Origin of the sequence: Methylocystis sp. MJC1 (assembly GCF_026427715.1) — a bacterium.
Classification (GTDB): domain Bacteria; phylum Pseudomonadota; class Alphaproteobacteria; order Rhizobiales; family Beijerinckiaceae; genus Methylocystis.
In genome coordinates this window covers 2,174,117-2,188,817 of sequence record NZ_CP107558.1, presented here as the reverse complement: position 1 = coordinate 2,188,817, position 14,701 = coordinate 2,174,117, and the positions used below count along the sequence as shown (strand labels likewise).

Annotated in this window: 13 protein-coding genes and 1 tRNA gene; 7 read left to right on the top strand and 7 right to left on the bottom strand. The window is 62.6% G+C overall.

The window, feature by feature from the left end; translation table 11 throughout:
* Positions 1–38: 38 nt before the first annotated feature.
* Positions 39–407, bottom strand: a complete 369-nt coding sequence (locus OGR47_RS10680; protein WP_165048942.1) for an endonuclease domain-containing protein — start codon at positions 405–407, stop codon at positions 39–41.
* A 142-nt stretch (positions 408–549) separates the two neighbouring features.
* A complete protein-coding gene (locus OGR47_RS10675; protein WP_165048940.1) occupies positions 550–846 on the bottom strand; it encodes a GNAT family N-acetyltransferase in 297 nt (98 codons plus the stop codon).
* Between the two features lie 154 nt (positions 847–1,000).
* Between OGR47_RS10675 and proS the strand changes: the two genes are divergently transcribed.
* The 3 genes from proS (at position 1,001) to OGR47_RS10660 (ending at position 4,454) form a co-directional block, all read left to right on the top strand.
* Complete coding sequence (proS, locus tag OGR47_RS10670; RefSeq protein ID WP_165048938.1) at positions 1,001–2,344, top strand: proline--tRNA ligase; 1,344 nt, start codon at positions 1,001–1,003, stop codon at positions 2,342–2,344.
* Between the two features lie 106 nt (positions 2,345–2,450).
* Positions 2,451–3,752, top strand: a complete 1,302-nt coding sequence (locus OGR47_RS10665; protein WP_165048936.1) for a lipoprotein-releasing ABC transporter permease subunit — start codon at positions 2,451–2,453, stop codon at positions 3,750–3,752.
* Positions 3,753–3,770: 18 nt separating this feature from the next.
* On the top strand, positions 3,771–4,454 hold the full coding sequence (locus OGR47_RS10660) for an ABC transporter ATP-binding protein (RefSeq protein WP_165048934.1): 684 nt from the start codon (positions 3,771–3,773) through the stop codon (positions 4,452–4,454).
* A gap of 254 nt (positions 4,455–4,708) precedes the next feature.
* Here OGR47_RS10660 and OGR47_RS10655 read toward each other — a convergent pair whose 3' ends face one another.
* Positions 4,709–5,278 carry a hypothetical protein gene (locus tag OGR47_RS10655; protein ID WP_165048932.1) on the bottom strand — a complete coding sequence of 190 codons (570 nt, stop codon included), beginning with the start codon at positions 5,276–5,278 and terminating at the stop codon, positions 4,709–4,711.
* A gap of 380 nt (positions 5,279–5,658) precedes the next feature.
* On the opposite strand from OGR47_RS10655, the gene OGR47_RS10650 reads away from it, so the two are divergent.
* Positions 5,659–6,348, top strand: a complete 690-nt coding sequence (locus OGR47_RS10650; protein WP_165048930.1) for an enoyl-CoA hydratase — start codon at positions 5,659–5,661, stop codon at positions 6,346–6,348.
* Here the strand turns inward: OGR47_RS10650 and OGR47_RS10645 are convergent, their stop codons facing one another.
* From OGR47_RS10645 to OGR47_RS10630, 4 genes are all read right to left on the bottom strand, one after another.
* Positions 6,349–8,646 (bottom strand): putative bifunctional diguanylate cyclase/phosphodiesterase, encoded by a 2,298-nt coding sequence (locus OGR47_RS10645; RefSeq protein ID WP_165048928.1) that lies wholly within the window; start codon positions 8,644–8,646, stop codon positions 6,349–6,351.
* 17 nt (positions 8,647–8,663) lie between these two features.
* Positions 8,664–9,593: a crotonase/enoyl-CoA hydratase family protein gene (locus OGR47_RS10640; protein ID WP_165048926.1), complete on the bottom strand. Its 930-nt coding sequence runs from the start codon at positions 9,591–9,593 to the stop codon at positions 8,664–8,666.
* Between the two features lie 275 nt (positions 9,594–9,868).
* Complete coding sequence (locus OGR47_RS10635) at positions 9,869–11,209, bottom strand: multicopper oxidase family protein (protein ID WP_165048924.1); 1,341 nt, start codon at positions 11,207–11,209, stop codon at positions 9,869–9,871.
* Positions 11,210–11,258: 49 nt separating this feature from the next.
* Positions 11,259–11,891 (bottom strand): MliC family protein, encoded by a 633-nt coding sequence (locus OGR47_RS10630; RefSeq protein WP_165048922.1) that lies wholly within the window; start codon positions 11,889–11,891, stop codon positions 11,259–11,261.
* 186 nt (positions 11,892–12,077) lie between these two features.
* Here OGR47_RS10630 and OGR47_RS10625 point away from each other — a divergent pair.
* The 3 genes from OGR47_RS10625 (at position 12,078) to clpP (ending at position 14,655) form a co-directional block, all read left to right on the top strand.
* Positions 12,078–12,162, top strand: a tRNA-Leu gene (locus OGR47_RS10625).
* Between the two features lie 79 nt (positions 12,163–12,241).
* Positions 12,242–13,591 (top strand): trigger factor, encoded by a 1,350-nt coding sequence (tig, locus tag OGR47_RS10620; RefSeq protein ID WP_165048920.1) that lies wholly within the window; start codon positions 12,242–12,244, stop codon positions 13,589–13,591.
* A 428-nt stretch (positions 13,592–14,019) separates the two neighbouring features.
* Positions 14,020–14,655, top strand: coding sequence for an ATP-dependent Clp endopeptidase proteolytic subunit ClpP (gene clpP, locus OGR47_RS10615; RefSeq protein WP_165048917.1), 636 nt, complete (start codon positions 14,020–14,022; stop codon positions 14,653–14,655).
* Positions 14,656–14,701 lie beyond the last annotated feature (46 nt).

Here is a 14,701-nt window from a genome sequence, read left to right as displayed (position 1 = left end):
TCTCCTTCTCCCGCGCGCGGGAGAAGGTGGCCCTCGCGTCAGCGAGGGTCGGATGAGGGCGGCCGCATCCACAAAGCAATATCGTTGAGCGCCGCGCCCCCGATCACCCGCTCATTATCCAACCGCAGCACCCGCCATCCATTCGCGAGAAGCCACGCGTCACGCCGGTGATCATGCGCCCGCTGCTCGGGCTCCTCATGCGGCCGGCCGTCAAGCTCGATGATGAACCGGCGCTCCAGACAGGCGAAGTCTGCAATGTAAGGGCCGATCGGGACCTGCCGGCGGAATTTCAGCCCCTCGAAGCCTCGGCCACGTAAGCAACGCCAGAGCATGTCTTCGGCGAGGGTCATGTTGCGACGCAGGCGGCGGGCTTGGGTGACGCGGGCTTTTGGCGTGTGGTCGCGCATGTGGTGGCCGGGCCCTCATCCGACCCCGCTTCGCGGGGCCACCTTCTCCCGCTCGCGGGAGAAGGAGTCGCGTTGCAATATTCGCGATCATCTCCGAAGGATTCTAACCTTCGCCCGCCTGCGGGAGAAGGTGGCCCTCGCGTCAGCGAGGGTCAGATGAGGGCCGCAAATCCGCAAACTCCCGATGCCGCTCCAAATAAGCCACAACAAAAGAACAAGTCGCCCGCACCTTCAGCCCGCGCGCCCGCGCCGCCAACAGCGCCCCGTGGATCAGCTTCGACGCCGCGCCGCGGCCCTGCAGGGCAGGGGGCGTTTCCGTGTGGGTGAAGGTCATCATCCCGTCGTCGAGCGTATATTCCGCGAACGCCATCGACCCGTCGAGATCCAGCTCGAAGCGGCTCTCGGCCGGGTTGTCGCGCACGGCAAAGTTTTCAGCCATTCCTTCCTCCCCTTCATGCTCCCGACATGGCGCCGCGGCGCCCGGAAAGAAAGACCGGCGCCGGAAAGCTTGCCTTTTCCGCCGGCGCGCGCTTCAACCGCCCGGGAGCCGTCGCTATGCTCTCTCTCCTCGAATCGTCTCATTGGAAGCCCCCATGCGCCTGTCCCGTTATTTCCTGCCCATCCTGCGCGAGACTCCGAAAGAAGCCGAGATCGTCTCGCACCGGCTGATGCTGCGGGCGGGCATGATCCGGCAGGAATCCGCCGGCATCTACGCCTGGCTGCCGCTGGGCCTCAAAGTTCTGAACAACATCACCCGCATCATCCGCGAGGAGCAGAATCGCGCCGGCGCCGTCGAGCTGCTCATGCCGACGATCCAGTCGGCGGACCTCTGGCGCGAATCCGGCCGCTACGACGCCTATGGCAAGGAGATGCTGCGCATCAACGATCGTCACGAGCGCGAAATGCTCTTCGGCCCGACCAATGAGGAGATGATCACGGAGGTTTTCCGCGCCTATGTGCGCTCCTATAAGGATCTCCCGCTCAATCTCTATCATATCCAGTGGAAGTTCCGCGACGAGGTGCGCCCGCGCTTCGGCGTCATGCGCTCGCGCGAATTCCTGATGAAGGACGCCTATTCCTTCGACCTCACCGCCGAGGGCGCCCGCCACTCCTACAATAAAATGTTCGTGGCGTACCTCCGCACCTTCGCGCGCATGGGGCTCACCGCCATCCCCATGAAGGCGGAGACCGGCCCGATCGGCGGCAATCTCTCGCACGAATTCATCATCCTCGCTGAGACGGGCGAGAGCGAGGTTTTCTGCCACAAGGACTTTCTCTCCTACGCGCCGCCGTCCGCCAATGTCGATTTCGACGACGCCGCGGCGCTGCAGGGGATCGTGGACGACTGGACCAGCCGCTACGCCGCGACCAGCGAGATGCACGACGCCGAGGCTTTCGCGGCGGTGCCCGAGGACGCGAAACTTTCCGCGCGCGGAATCGAAGTCGGCCATATTTTCTACTTCGGAACCAAATATTCGGAACCCATGAAGGCTGTGGTGAACGGCCCCGACGGCAGGGAGGTCGTCGTGCAAATGGGGTCCTATGGCATCGGCCCGTCGCGTCTCGTCGCCGCCATCATCGAAGCCGGCCATGACGGGGCCGGCATCGTGTGGCCGGAGACCGTGGCGCCCTTCCATGTCGGCGTGGCCGATCTCAAGGTCGGCGACGCTGGGACCGGCAAGGTCTGCGGCGAGCTGGTCCAGCAGCTCGAAAACGCCGGGCTCGACGTGCTGCACGACGATCGCGACGAACGTCCGGGCGCGAAATTCGCCACGCTCGATCTGATCGGCCTGCCTTGGCAGATTCTCGTCGGCCCGAAAGGGCTGGCCGAAGGTCATGTCGAAGTGAAGCGCCGCAAGACCGGCGAGCGTGAAATGCTCGCGCCGGCGGACGCCGTGGCGCGCATCGTCGCGGCGATCAAGCAGGCGGGGGGATAACTTAACGCGCCCGGGAAGCGCGCCAGAAGGCGCGCGGTCCGGGAGGCGATGTGTGCGGCGCGCCTTCCGGCTCGCCAGCAATGCGCCGCCATTGAGGGATGGCTACATGAGCGAAGCAACCGCGGAAGCCTTCGAGAGCGCCCAGCCAGTCTCCCGGACAAGGGCCTTTGCGTCCTTTGAATGGATGGTGGCGCTGCGCTATCTGCGCGCGCGCCGCGCCGATGGCTTCGTCTCTGTCATCGCCGGCTTCTCTTTCCTCGGCATCATGCTCGGCGTTGCGACGCTGATCGTCGTCACCTCCGTGATGAACGGCTTCCATCACGAGTTGATGGACAAGATCATGGGCGTCAACGGCCATGCCTTTCTGCAAGCCGTGGAGACGCCATTTACCGATTGGGAAGAGGTCTCTTCCAAGGCGTCGGCCGTGCCGGGGGTAAAGCTCGCCATTCCTATGGTCGAGGGCGCAGCCGGCATTTCCACGCAATTCGGGCAATCGGGCGTCCTCGTGCGCGGGATTCGCGAGAAGGACCTCGTGCGCCTTCCGGGCATCGCCGGCAATGTGAAGATCGGTACGCTGGAGGGCTTCGACAAAGGCGAGGGCGTCGCCATCGGCCAGCGGCTGGCGGAGACGCTGGGCGTCACGGTCGGCGACAAGGTGAGCCTCCTGATTGCCAAGGGCGCGCAGACGCCCTTCGGCGTTGCGCCACGCATCAAGGCCTATACGGTCGCGGCGATCTTCTCGATCGGCATGTCGGAATTCGACAATGTCTTCGTCTATATGCCGCTCGCCGAGGCGCAGGTTTTCTTCAATCACGAGAAGGAGGCGACGGTCGTCGAGGTCTTCGTCGACGACCCCGAGCGGATGGATCAGTTGCGCGCGCAGCTCGACAAGGCGGTCGGGCGGCCGATGATGGTCACCGACTGGCGCCAGCGCAACAAGGCCTTTTTCGATACGCTGCAGGTGGAGAAGAACATCCTCTTCATCATCCTGACGCTGATCGTCATCGTCGCGGCCTTCAACATCATTTCCGGCCTCACCATGCTGGTGAAGGACAAGACGCAAGACATAGCGATATTGCGCACCATGGGCGCGTCGCGCGGCTCGGTGCTGCGGATCTTTCTTCTCATCGGCGCCTCGATCGGCGTCGTCGGCACGATCGCAGGATTTTTGCTCGGATTGCTGATCGCCGAAAATCTCGAGAGCGTCCGCAGCTTTCTGAACAAGGCTTTCGACGCCAATCTTTTCCCGGCGGAATTCTACTTCCTGTCGCGGCTGCCGGCGATCGTCGATCCGCGGGAAGTGACCATGATCGTCGTCATGACGCTCGTTCTTGCTATTCTCGCCTCGATCTACCCCGCCTGGAAAGCCGCCTCGCTCGATCCCATCGAAGCCCTGCGGCATGAATAAGCGCGAGAGAGTGAAGCCATGAGCGAGGCCGTCCTCGAATTGCGCAATATCGCGCGGCACTACCGCGAGGGTGACGCGCGCCTCGATATTCTCGTCGACGTCGATTTGGCGATCTATCCGGGCGAGACGGTTGCGCTGGTCGCGCCCTCCGGCGCGGGAAAATCGACGCTGCTGCACATCGCCGGGCTTCTGGAGCGCTCAGACGGCGGGGAGACATTGATCAATGCGGCGCCGACGTCGAAGATGAACGATTGGGAGCGCACCAGCCTGCGCCTCTCGACCATCGGCTTCGTTTATCAGTTCCACCATCTGCTGCCGGAGTTCTCGGCGCTGGAGAACGTCGTCCTGCCCCAGATGATCAACGGCCTCGGCCGCAAGGAGGCCGAGGTACGGGCACGGCAGTTGCTGGATTATCTGCGCCTCGGGGCGCGCGTGTCGCACCGACCGTCGGAGTTGTCGGGGGGCGAGCAGCAGCGCGTCGCCATCGCGCGCGCGGTCGCCAATGCGCCGCATTTGCTTCTGGCGGATGAGCCGACTGGCAATCTCGATCCACGGACGGCGGAGCATGTCTTCGCGACCTTGATGACGCTTGCCCGCCATTCGGGCCTCGCGGCGCTCATTGCGACGCATAATCTGGACCTGGCGGAGCAAATGGACCGCCGCGTAACGCTACGCGACGGTCGCATCGAGGAGCTGCCGTAAAAGGCGAAGGCACAGGGTGTCATTCCCGACGCTCGCGTAGAGAGCGATCGGGAATCCAGAGCAAAACTGGCTGTTGTGGCTCTGGATTCCCGGTCGGGCATTTAGCCCGCCGGGAATGACAAGTCCCAATGCGAGCTGTTCAATCCGAGTGGCATTATTTTAACGGGGCAGAAGAGCCCCTCATGCTGAGGAGCCTGCGCAGCAGGCGTCTCGAAGCAGGAGGGGTGCCAACGCCAGCAATTACCCGCGGCCGATCAGGACGCCTTCTTCTTGTCCACAAACTGAGCCTTGTACCACAGGCCAAAGCCGACAGCGGCCAAAGCTGCGAAGAACACCGCGATGGTGATGTCCTTGGTGGCGGTCAGGCCGACCGAGAAGGGGAAGCGGGCGACATATTCCTTCGTGCCGTCGTCGCTCTTGGCCTTCACGATGCCGATATATTTGCCTTCCTTCTGGAAATTGTGATCGAAGGTCAGCGTGCCGGTCTTATACTTCTTCGGCGGCGAGAAATACTCGGTGTTCGCCTCGAGATTCTCGTTGTCGTCCTTCTGGCCGACGTCGCGCAGCACGCGCATCTCGAGGTTCATGTCGCGCAGCTCGTCCTGCTGAGCGTCGAGCGTAATGATGGTGGGGCCGGCGTCCGGAATGTCGTCGCAAAATTGCTCGCGCGATTTCAGCGGCTGATAGCCCGTAAAGCTCATCGTGTCAGGGCCGATCTTCATCAGGCACTGGCCCTGGTTGGAGCCGACGTCGCCATGCGCGTGCGCCTGGGCGACCCAACCGACCGTCGCCAGCGTCATGGCGACGAAAAAGCGCATTTTCATTCTGTTCCTCCCTTTGAACAAACCTTGCGCCGCTTCTTCTTTTTGCCGAGCGGCTTTGTCTAACCAGCGCGCCATCCAGGGGCGCGCGTCCCGGCGATAAGACAATCGCGACCTTGCGCCAATGAGCGAAGAACGCGACCGACAACCCGTGGTTAGCATATATCAATTTCGAGGCGTCTGTCTTGCGACCTTCGGCCACAGATCGACAGACGCTTTACGAGAGCCGGCGAGATTGGCGCACGTTCTCATGGCCTTCCTCATCCAACAGCGGTTCTCCCGTTAACCATATCCGCGTCGAGTCGCGGTGGAGGGTTAATTGACCTTAGCCATTTTTCTACCTTTGCGTTAAGCTTTTCTTAACTGTTAGAGTAGAGGCCGTCATGAGAGTTGTTTCGAGTAAGGATTGGTCTGCTTTTTCAAATACTTCATCCAGTGTTCGGACGCATTGGCTGCGGCAGCGCGAAGCGCTCGTCCTGTCCAAGACGCAGCCGGGGTTCGATCGCGCCAGCGTCTACAAGATTTCTGCGCTTCTGCGTGAGATCGCCTGTGGCGAGCAACCGCAGCTGAGATTTCTGGTGTTCGACTTCCGTGAAGGCGGCGCCGACTCGGCGATGACCCCTGAGGGTTTCACAGAGATGGTCGCGGCCAACGCCGAGCTGATCATCGACACGCCCGTCATCACGATCGCTTGGGCGCGGTCGCTTCTCAGTGGGCTAGACTTTGATTTTGCCATGAACTGCGCCGCGATCGTGGCGGAGGCGGGCGCACAATTTTCTTTTGCGGGCGAACCCTTCGATCTTCTCGGCCTTTATGCCGCCGTCGGTCGCCGGATTGGCTTCTCCAAGACAGAGCGGCTGATCGAAAGCGAGCATATCCTCTCGCCCGGCGAGGCGCATGATTTGATGCTGGTAAGGGATGTTGTCGCCGCGCAGCCCGACTTCACCGGGATTTCGACTTATCTCGCGCAATTTGACAGGCGCTATAATGCGTCCCACGCGATTTTTCGGGCCCAGCGCATGGCCGAACCGCCGATCGATCGGCGGCCGATCGTCGACATAGCGCGCCGATGATCAGGCGGCGCTTTCGAGCCGCGGCGCGTCGTTCCAGCATTCGAGGAGCGGCGCAAGCTCCTCGATCGGGCGCGGCCTGCTGTAAAGGAAGCCCTGGATCAAGAAGATGTTTTTGCTCGCCATGAAGCTGAGCTGAGCCTGGGTTTCCACGCCCTCCGCAACAAGGTCGAGATCGAGGTCGTTCGCCAGCGCCGAAATGGCGCTGATGATCGCTTGGGTCTTGGGGGACTCAATCGCCTGACGCGAAAAGGCTTGATCGATCTTGACCTTCTTCACAGGGAAGCGGTTCAGATAGCTCAGGCTGCTGTAGCCGGTGCCGAAATCGTCGAGAGACAGCCGTGCGCCGAGGGCGTCGATTTTGGCGAGCTTCGCCTGGATGTCATCCGTGTTGCTGATCAGTGTCGACTCGGTGATTTCGAGCTCCAGCCTGTCGGGGTCGAGACCGCTCTCATCGAGCGCCATCTTGATCGTGTCGATGAGGTCCGCCTGATGGAACTGCTTCGGCGCGAGATTGACGGCGACTCGGACATGGCGCGGCCAGGCGACCGCGTCCTGGCAGGCCCGCCGCAAGACCCACGCGCCGATTTCGACAATCAAGCCAGTCTGTTCGGCGACCGGAATGAAGACGCCGGGGGAGATGGTGCCGCGCTGGGGATGGCGCCAGCGAACCAGCGCCTCCATCGCGACGATCGCGCCGCGACGGGAATCGACGATCGGCTGATAGAATAGCGCCAGCTCGTCTTTGACCAACGCTTCGCGGAGTTCTTCCTCGATGGCGCGCTTCTCGAGCAAGGCGTCCTGCATCTTGGGGGTGTATCGGACCGCAGTCCCGCGAGCCTCCAATTTGGCTTCGTAAAGGGCCAGATCGGCGCATTTGAGCAGGCCGATGGGGGTGTCGGCGTCCTGCGGCGCGATCGCGAGGCCGATCGTCGCGCCGACCGTGATGCGATGGCCGTCGATCTGGAAGGGGCGGCTCAATTCTTTCAGGATGCGGCTGGTCATTGCGTCGATCTGCGACGTTTCGTGCGGCGCCCGCATCAAGACGCAGAATTCGTCGCCTCCCAGCCGCGCCACGAGATTGGGCGTCGGCGCGCAAGCGCTGAGCCGCGCGCCGACGTGGGCGAGCAGCTTGTCGCCGACCATATGGCCGAGCGTGTCGTTAACTTCCTTGAAGCGATCGAGATCGACGGTGATCAGGACGGCCGTCTCCTCGGTAACGCCGAGGCGGAGCATGTCCGCGCCGAGCGCATCCTGGAAATGATAGCGATTGGGGAGGCCGGTCAGCTCGTCGAAATGGGCGATGCGCTCGATTTCGCGCAGCGCCCGTTGCTGGGTCGTCACATCTTCAATGACCGTTACGAAAGCGTTGCCCTCGGCGCGCTCGCAGTGAAAGTTGAAATAGCGTTCCCCGATTCTTCGCAAGAACACGGTCGCCTGCGGCATAGCGGCGTGCCGCACCCAAAGCTCCGTGAATTCGTCAATCTCCGCTGGGGACATATTGGCGGTGCGGCCAATGGCGTGCGCCAGCGCGTCGAGTCTGATCGGCGTGGCGGCGGCGACAATCCCGAAAAATTCGACAATGCGCCGGTTCATCACCGAGATGGTCAGCGAAGAGTCGCCCATGCAAAGCCCATGGGTCATGGAGTTCAGGGCGATGCTGAACTTCTGGCGCTGCCGCATGGCGTCGCGACCATTGCGAAGCGCCGACACGATGATGTTCTTCAGGAATTTTGTGGTCTTGAAGACCGCCAGCGCGCCGAACCCTAGAAACGCCGAGATGCCCCAATACCAGGGCGAAAAATTGAAAATCAGCGTGAAGGCAAGGGGCATGCAGGTGCCCATCATCTGCCAGAACACGATATTCGGGCGCGCGGCGTTGCGGGCCGCGAGATTCCCCGTCACGCCGGTCATGATGATGACGCCGTAATAGGCCGCAATTTCGTTTTGGTGGTAGTTGAACAATATTGCGGTGGCGACCCCGAGCGTCACCATAAAGCTTATCGCGCCGACCGCGTAGCGCCGCTCCCAAATCGCGGCATCCCGGCGACGCCCCTCGATCGGCGCGCGATCATGGGAAAGCAAGACATGAACGCGATAGACGCCGATCAACGACATCAGCGCCATCAGCCAGAGATAGGGCATTTCTCCGGTTGAAAACCAGCCGATTGCGGGAACCAGGACGCCCGAGAAAATGCCCGTGACGAGCGAGTGCGTCGTGTCGAACAGAGTCTCGACGAGATCCGCGTAAATTTCCGCGTCCGCGGCGGATCTGGGATTGGTCGAGACTTTGGCCTTCATCCCTTGTTCCCTTGTCTTCACGAAGAGCTCGATACCAGAATTCGCTCTCCCTCAGGAGCCTTTTGTCGCGCGCCGATCAAACGGTTCTGGGCGCGCACCAGTCTTTCCATATGGCGCAAGTCGCGTTCTTCGATACGGGCGGAGCATTCCGCCCATAGCTCCGTGATCCGGATGAGCTCGTCATGGGTAACGGGGTGGCTGCGGCGCCGAGCTTCGGCGATGGCCCGCCGGCGTCGCCATTTTTTGCCGCCGAGATCGTGCATCCATTCGACCGCGGCCGCGCGGATGTTTTCGGGCGAAGTGACCTGATCGATCACTTCGAGCTCGAACATCTGGCGGCCCGTATAAGTTTCGCCGCTCATGATGATCTGTTGGGTGAGGGCGGAGCCCACACGGCGGGTGAGCATCGTCACCGCGCCCATGCCCGGGAAAGTATTGAAGGCGACTTCGGGAAGGCCGAAGGTCGCATTCTCTTCGGCGATAATGAAGTCGAATGCGAGCGCCGCCTCGAGCGCGCCGCCGAGGCATTGTCCCTGCACGGCGCAGAGCGTGACGATCGGCAGATCGAGGCTCTGAGAGTAACCATAGACGAGATCGACGCAGGCGTGCGCATAGGTGACCAAGGTCGCGAGATCCTGGCGCCGGATCGCCGCGGCGAATGTAGCCAGGTCTCCTCCCAGCGAAAAGACGCCCGGCCGCTTTGCCGTCATGACGAGATAACCGAAAGGAAATTCCTCGGTCCGACCAGACGCGCCGAAGACCCTGAGCGAATCGCGCAACTGCAGCAGCTCTGCGAGCATGGTCGGCGTGTAGCATTGCGGCGCGTCGACGCGATAATTCATCCAGACCGAGGCTGTTTCGCGGTCGTAGTCGATATCCAGCGTTTCGAAACGCCAATTGGGAAACTCTTTCGGATCCTTCGGGCCGCGGAAGATAATTTCCGTCATGGACATGCTCCTGCGCCAAAGATGGCGGCGACTGGTTTTCTTGCTCCCGGTTGCTATCCGCCTTCGGCTCAGCAGGACTGATGGCCAAGGGTAGCGCGCATCTGTCGGCCCGCGGGGAAGAGATGCAAACCAGCTAGTCTTTACAGATTTGCGGCCTGTAGTTGCATATTATCGTAGCCGCTAGTCTCCGGTGAAATTCTGAAAGAAAAGGTAAAAGCCTTGATTTATTTCAATTGGACGATGTTTTTCCTTGAGATTCAGGCAGGTACGTACGGTCACAAAGTCTCGAACCAAGTCGCCAGCCCGGCCGCCTCATGTTCCAGAATGTCGTCGTGTATCGCCCACTTGCCTGGCGCCTCGGCGATGAAGGAAACATGCTTTGTCTTGGCGGCTGGAATGATGACGCCATTTCGCCAATAGGGCTCCCAGCCATCGTCGAGATCATGCAAGAGCCGCATGGCGTGGCCGTGAACATGCATGGCGAGCGGAACCTTTGATTTATTCACGTAGCCGAGAGTTACCGGGGTCCCGCGCTTCACGCTGAACAGCGGCGGGCCGTCGTAGCCCTTTGTCGCGGCGCCGTTGATGATCCAGCCGGGGCCGCGCTCCGGGCCGGGCTCGATCACGAGGTCGATCTTCTTGGCGTTGTTGAGCTTGATCTCTGCGGGCAACGCAGGGTTTGAGGGCAGGGAGTAGATAAGGCCCCGCTTCTCCGCGCGCGCCCCCTTCGCCGTGGCGACGAGAATCTCGCTGTCGCTATTGTTGGGGCCGCGCAGGATGACTCGCGCTTTGGCGCCTTCCGTCGCCGGCATGTCGAAGATGAGCTCGAATCGCGCGCCGGGCGCGACGGGGATGCTGCGCCGCACCGGCTCAAAGGCTTCGCATGGCTGGCTGTCGATCGCGACGACGAAGGGCTGCACGCCGTCGAAGGTCAGGACCATGATCCTGGCGTTGGCGAGATTGGCCAGCCGCAGGCGCACACGCGAATTTGCCTGAAACTCGGCTGTCGCGGGCGCCGCCTTGCCGTTGACGGCGAGCATCGGACCGAGGCGCCCCACGGCGCGCGCATCGCCGGCGTCGGCGAAGGACCCCTCGATCTTGCCCTGCGCGTCGAGGCGCCAGTCGTCGAGGACGAGGAGCAGATCGTGATCGACGGGCAGGGGGTCCGGCTCGTCCACGACCAGCAGGCCTTTGAGACCGCGGCCGATCAGCTCCGGCGTCTTGCCATAGACGCTCGGGCGGTAACAGAAGAGGCCGGGCTCCGTAAGCTTGCGACGGTAGTCGAATGAGCCGCCTGGCGCGACGGCGGCCTGCGTCAGCGGCGCGACGCCGTCCATGGCGTTCTCGCCGCGCATTCCGTGCCAGTGGATCGAGGCGGGGAGGTCGAGCTTATTAACGAGGCGGACGGCGAGGTCCTCGCCCTGCTTGTAGCGCAGCACGGGGCCGGGCGTGACGCCGTCGAAGCCGAGGATGTCCGTTTCAGCCGGGCCAATCTTGGCTTTGCCGGCGCGGGCCTCGATGACCCGCGGACCCGCTTGCGGCGCCCCTCGCGCGGGGAGGGAGACGACGCTGGCGGCGACGCTTGTCAGAAAGGCGCGGCGGTTGAGCGAGAGCATGGGCTGCGATCCTTGCAAGCGTATTGCGAGTTAGAAGGTAGCTCTTGCGTCAGCGAGGGGCGGTCGACGGCGCTCCGACTTCCTGCATCTTGCAGTTCAGCGGCGGTCTCCCCGGCAATTCCAGCGTCGCTTGCTCGCCCTTGTTCCAAAACTGCGCTTCCCCCTCTCCAAATGCGCCCGTGTAACGCGCGCCCGACGCCGCCAGGCCCTGTTGCAGCACGGCGGATCTGTCGCGCCAGGAGAGGAAGGCGAGGGCGGGCGCGACATTCACGAAGGTCACCTCGAGGAGCCCGTCCAGCCCGGGGCAGGAGGCGATGAAGGGGCCAAGGCTTGTTCCCTCGGCGTCCTTCGAGCGCACATCGGCATAGGCTTGCCGCAGGCGGTAAATGCGCTCGATGAGCGTGCGCTGCAGGCAGGGCTTGGCGTCTCTGCAGGCGGCGAGCGTCTTGCGGAAGCTCGCCTGGCTCTGGGACAGGTCCTTCTTCTGCGCCGCCGTCATACCCATTCCACTCGCGGCCAAATCGGCAAGCCGCGTCTCCTCCTTGTCCAGCCCTTCCAGAGTCGCATCCTCGCAGATGAATTTGACCGGGACCCTCGACGTCTTGGCGCATTCCATGGGCGTCGCAGCCGCGAATCCCGCCGACATGAGGGAGAGCAGCGTTACGGCGGCCGCGCGGATCATGAGCTTGCTCCCAAAAGAGGATCGAGAAAGGCGATGCATTCTAGCGGTCGCAGGCCAAAACGTCGCTTCCGGCATGTGTATTTTCATGCGTATTTTTTTGAAGCATCCCGCGCCGGCCATGCTATAGAGCGGCGCCCGCGCACGCGGGCTTCAGGTTTCGCGGCGGGTCCGGATGGGGCCGCTCACGCGGGCGTGGCGGAACTGGTAGACGCGCCGGATTTAGGTTCCGGTGACGAAAGTCGTGGGGGTTCGACTCCCTCCGCCCGCACCAAATGCCGCAATTTCGCGGAAATTATGCCAAGCCGCCGTCGCGCACACGGGCGGCTCTAAAGTTGTAGAAGGCGATCGACATGCAAGTTACGCAAACCTCCTCCCAGGGTTTGAAGCAGGAATTCAAGGTTGTGCTGCCGGCGGCCGACCTCGCCGCCAAGCTCGGCGCGCAGCTCGCCGAGATGCAGGCCAAGGCCCAGATCAAGGGATTCCGCCCCGGCAAGGCCCCGATCGCCCATCTCAAGAAGCTCTATGGCAAGGGCATCATGGGCGACGTCCTGCAGGAGGCCGTCAACGAGGCCAATCGCAAGATCGTCGAGGAGCATGAGCTGCGAATCGCCGTCGAGCCGAAGCTCGATTTCCCCGGCGGGCAGGAAGAGCTCGAGCGCGCGCTCGAGGCTGAGGGCGACCTCGCCTTCACCGTGACCTTCGAGACGCTGCCGAAATTCGAGATCGGTTCGTTCGACGACATTTCTATCGAGCGCCCGGTCGCCGAGGTCGCCGACGCGGACATCGACACGGCCCTGAAAAACCTCGCGGACCGCGCCCAGGAGTTCGAGCCGCGCGCGGAAGGCGCCAAGGCCGAGAAGGACGACAAGCTCACGATCGACTTCACCGGCAAGCTCGACGGCGTGCCCTTCGAGGGCGGCACGGGCGGCGACATCGACCTGGTGCTGGGCTCCAACACCTTCATTCCCGGCTTCGAGGAACAGCTCGAAGGCGCGGCAGTGGGCGAACAGCGCCAGGTGAAGGTCAAGTTCCCGGAGGATTATTCGGCTCAGCATCTCGCCGGCAAGGACGCCGAATTCGACGTGACCGTGAAGGCCATCGCTGCGCCGAAATCGCTCGAGATCGGCGAGGAGCTCGCCAAGAAATATGGCTTCGAGAATTTCGACGCCATGAAGGAAGCGGTGAAGAGCAATCTCGAAGCCGACTTCCACAAGGTCTCGCGCGACAAGCTGAAGCGCGCGCTGCTCGACGCCCTCGACAGCCGCTATTCCTTCGATCTGCCGGAGACGCTGGTCGAGCAGGAGTTCAACAACATCTGGGGTCAGCACGAGGCCGAGAGCCGCCGCGCGAATCAGCCGGTCGCCGAAGAAGGCAAGACCGAGGAAGAGACCCGCGCGGAGTTCCGCAAGATCGCCGAGCGCCGCGTGCGCCTCGGGCTGGTTCTCGCCGAAATCGGCCAGAACGCCGGGGTGAAGGTCGAGGACAAGGATCTGACCGAGGCCCTCGTCGAGCGCGTCCGCATGTTCCCGGGCCAGGAAAAGCAGGTCTGGGACTTCTATCGCAACAATGAGCAGGCGCTCGCGCAGCTGCGCGCGCCGATCTACGAAGAGCGCGTCGTCGACCATATTTCGAAGCTGATCAAGATCACGGACAAGACCGTGACCAAGGAAGAGCTCTTCAAGGAAGAAGACGAGGCGTAATGTAAACCCTGGGCGTGAGCGAATCTTTCCCCTTTACGGGGAGGGCGCCCCCGCCGTGAGGCGGGGTCGGGTGGGTAAGGCCCCACCGCTCTCGCGGTGTAACCCCACCCGGCGGCCTGCGGCCGCCGACCTCCCCGTAAAGGGGAGGTATGGGCTAACGAAGCTGGATGGTCGTTCGTCCGCAAGCCCCAAGTCTTTTGTTGATCCCTTTGGCGCCGCGCTTGCCTGATCGCTCTTCACCCGAGAAGCGGAAGCTTCGTTTGCGTCCCGGCGCGCTCCGGCATATGACGGGACAAGAATTCCCGGCGAAGGGCCCCTGCGCCGGCGAAACCATATGAGACGGCCGTGCGGCAGGTTCGGGTAAATGCTTCGCGGCTGGTCTAATGCGCGCGGTCTCCTGCGAGGAGCCGCGTAGGGAAGGCGATGCGATGCGTGATCCGATCGAGGTCTATAGCCAATATCTTATTCCGCAGGTGATCGAAAATACGTCGCGCGGCGAGCGCGGCTTCGACATCTATTCGCGCCTGTTGCGCGAGCGGATCATCTTCCTCACCGGGCCGGTCGAGGACCACATGGCCTCGGTCATCATCGCCCAGCTGCTTTTCCTCGAATCGGAAAATCCGAAGAAGGAAATCTCCCTCTACATCAACTCGCCGGGCGGCGTGGTGACGGCGGGCCTCGCCATCTATGACACGATGCAGTTCATCAAGCCGAAAGTCTCGACGCTCTGCGTCGGCCAGGCGGCGTCGATGGGCTCGCTGCTGCTCTGCGCCGGCGAGGCGGGCATGCGCTATGCGCTCCCCAACGCGCGCGTCATGCTCCATCAGCCCTCAGGCGGCTTCCAGGGCCAGGCGTCTGACATTCAGCGCCATGCGGAAGATATCCTCAAGGTCAAGAAGCGCCTGAACGACATCTATGTCCGCCACTCTGGCAAAGATTACGAAACGATCGAGCGCACGCTCGACCGCGATCACTTCATGTCGGCGGAAGAGGCGAAGGCGTTCGGCATTGTCGACAGCGTGCAGGAGAAGCGCTCCGACGAAGAGACGGAAGCCAAGAGCTGAGTTTCTTCTCTTTCCCGCATAGGGTCTCGATAGACGCCTGTGCGGG

What these genes read in the sequence shown, in the direction of transcription:
- OGR47_RS10680 (WP_165048942.1), bottom strand. Translation starts at nt 407, where the DNA reads ATGCGCGACCACACGCCAAAAGCCCGCGTCACCCAAGCCCGCCGCCTG.
- OGR47_RS10675 (WP_165048940.1), bottom strand. Translation starts at nt 846, where the DNA reads ATGGCTGAAAACTTTGCCGTGCGCGACAACCCGGCCGAGAGCCGCTTC.
- proS (WP_165048938.1), top strand. Translation starts at nt 1,001, where the DNA reads ATGCGCCTGTCCCGTTATTTCCTGCCCATCCTGCGCGAGACTCCGAAA.
- OGR47_RS10665 (WP_165048936.1), top strand. Translation starts at nt 2,451, where the DNA reads ATGAGCGAAGCAACCGCGGAAGCCTTCGAGAGCGCCCAGCCAGTCTCC.
- OGR47_RS10660 (WP_165048934.1), top strand. Translation starts at nt 3,771, where the DNA reads ATGAGCGAGGCCGTCCTCGAATTGCGCAATATCGCGCGGCACTACCGC.
- OGR47_RS10655 (WP_165048932.1), bottom strand. Translation starts at nt 5,278, where the DNA reads ATGAAAATGCGCTTTTTCGTCGCCATGACGCTGGCGACGGTCGGTTGG.
- OGR47_RS10650 (WP_165048930.1), top strand. Translation starts at nt 5,659, where the DNA reads ATGAGAGTTGTTTCGAGTAAGGATTGGTCTGCTTTTTCAAATACTTCA.
- OGR47_RS10645 (WP_165048928.1), bottom strand. Translation starts at nt 8,646, where the DNA reads ATGAAGGCCAAAGTCTCGACCAATCCCAGATCCGCCGCGGACGCGGAA.
- OGR47_RS10640 (WP_165048926.1), bottom strand. Translation starts at nt 9,593, where the DNA reads ATGACGGAAATTATCTTCCGCGGCCCGAAGGATCCGAAAGAGTTTCCC.
- OGR47_RS10635 (WP_165048924.1), bottom strand. Translation starts at nt 11,209, where the DNA reads ATGCTCTCGCTCAACCGCCGCGCCTTTCTGACAAGCGTCGCCGCCAGC.
- OGR47_RS10630 (WP_165048922.1), bottom strand. Translation starts at nt 11,891, where the DNA reads ATGATCCGCGCGGCCGCCGTAACGCTGCTCTCCCTCATGTCGGCGGGA.
- tig (WP_165048920.1), top strand. Translation starts at nt 12,242, where the DNA reads ATGCAAGTTACGCAAACCTCCTCCCAGGGTTTGAAGCAGGAATTCAAG.
- clpP (WP_165048917.1), top strand. Translation starts at nt 14,020, where the DNA reads ATGCGTGATCCGATCGAGGTCTATAGCCAATATCTTATTCCGCAGGTG.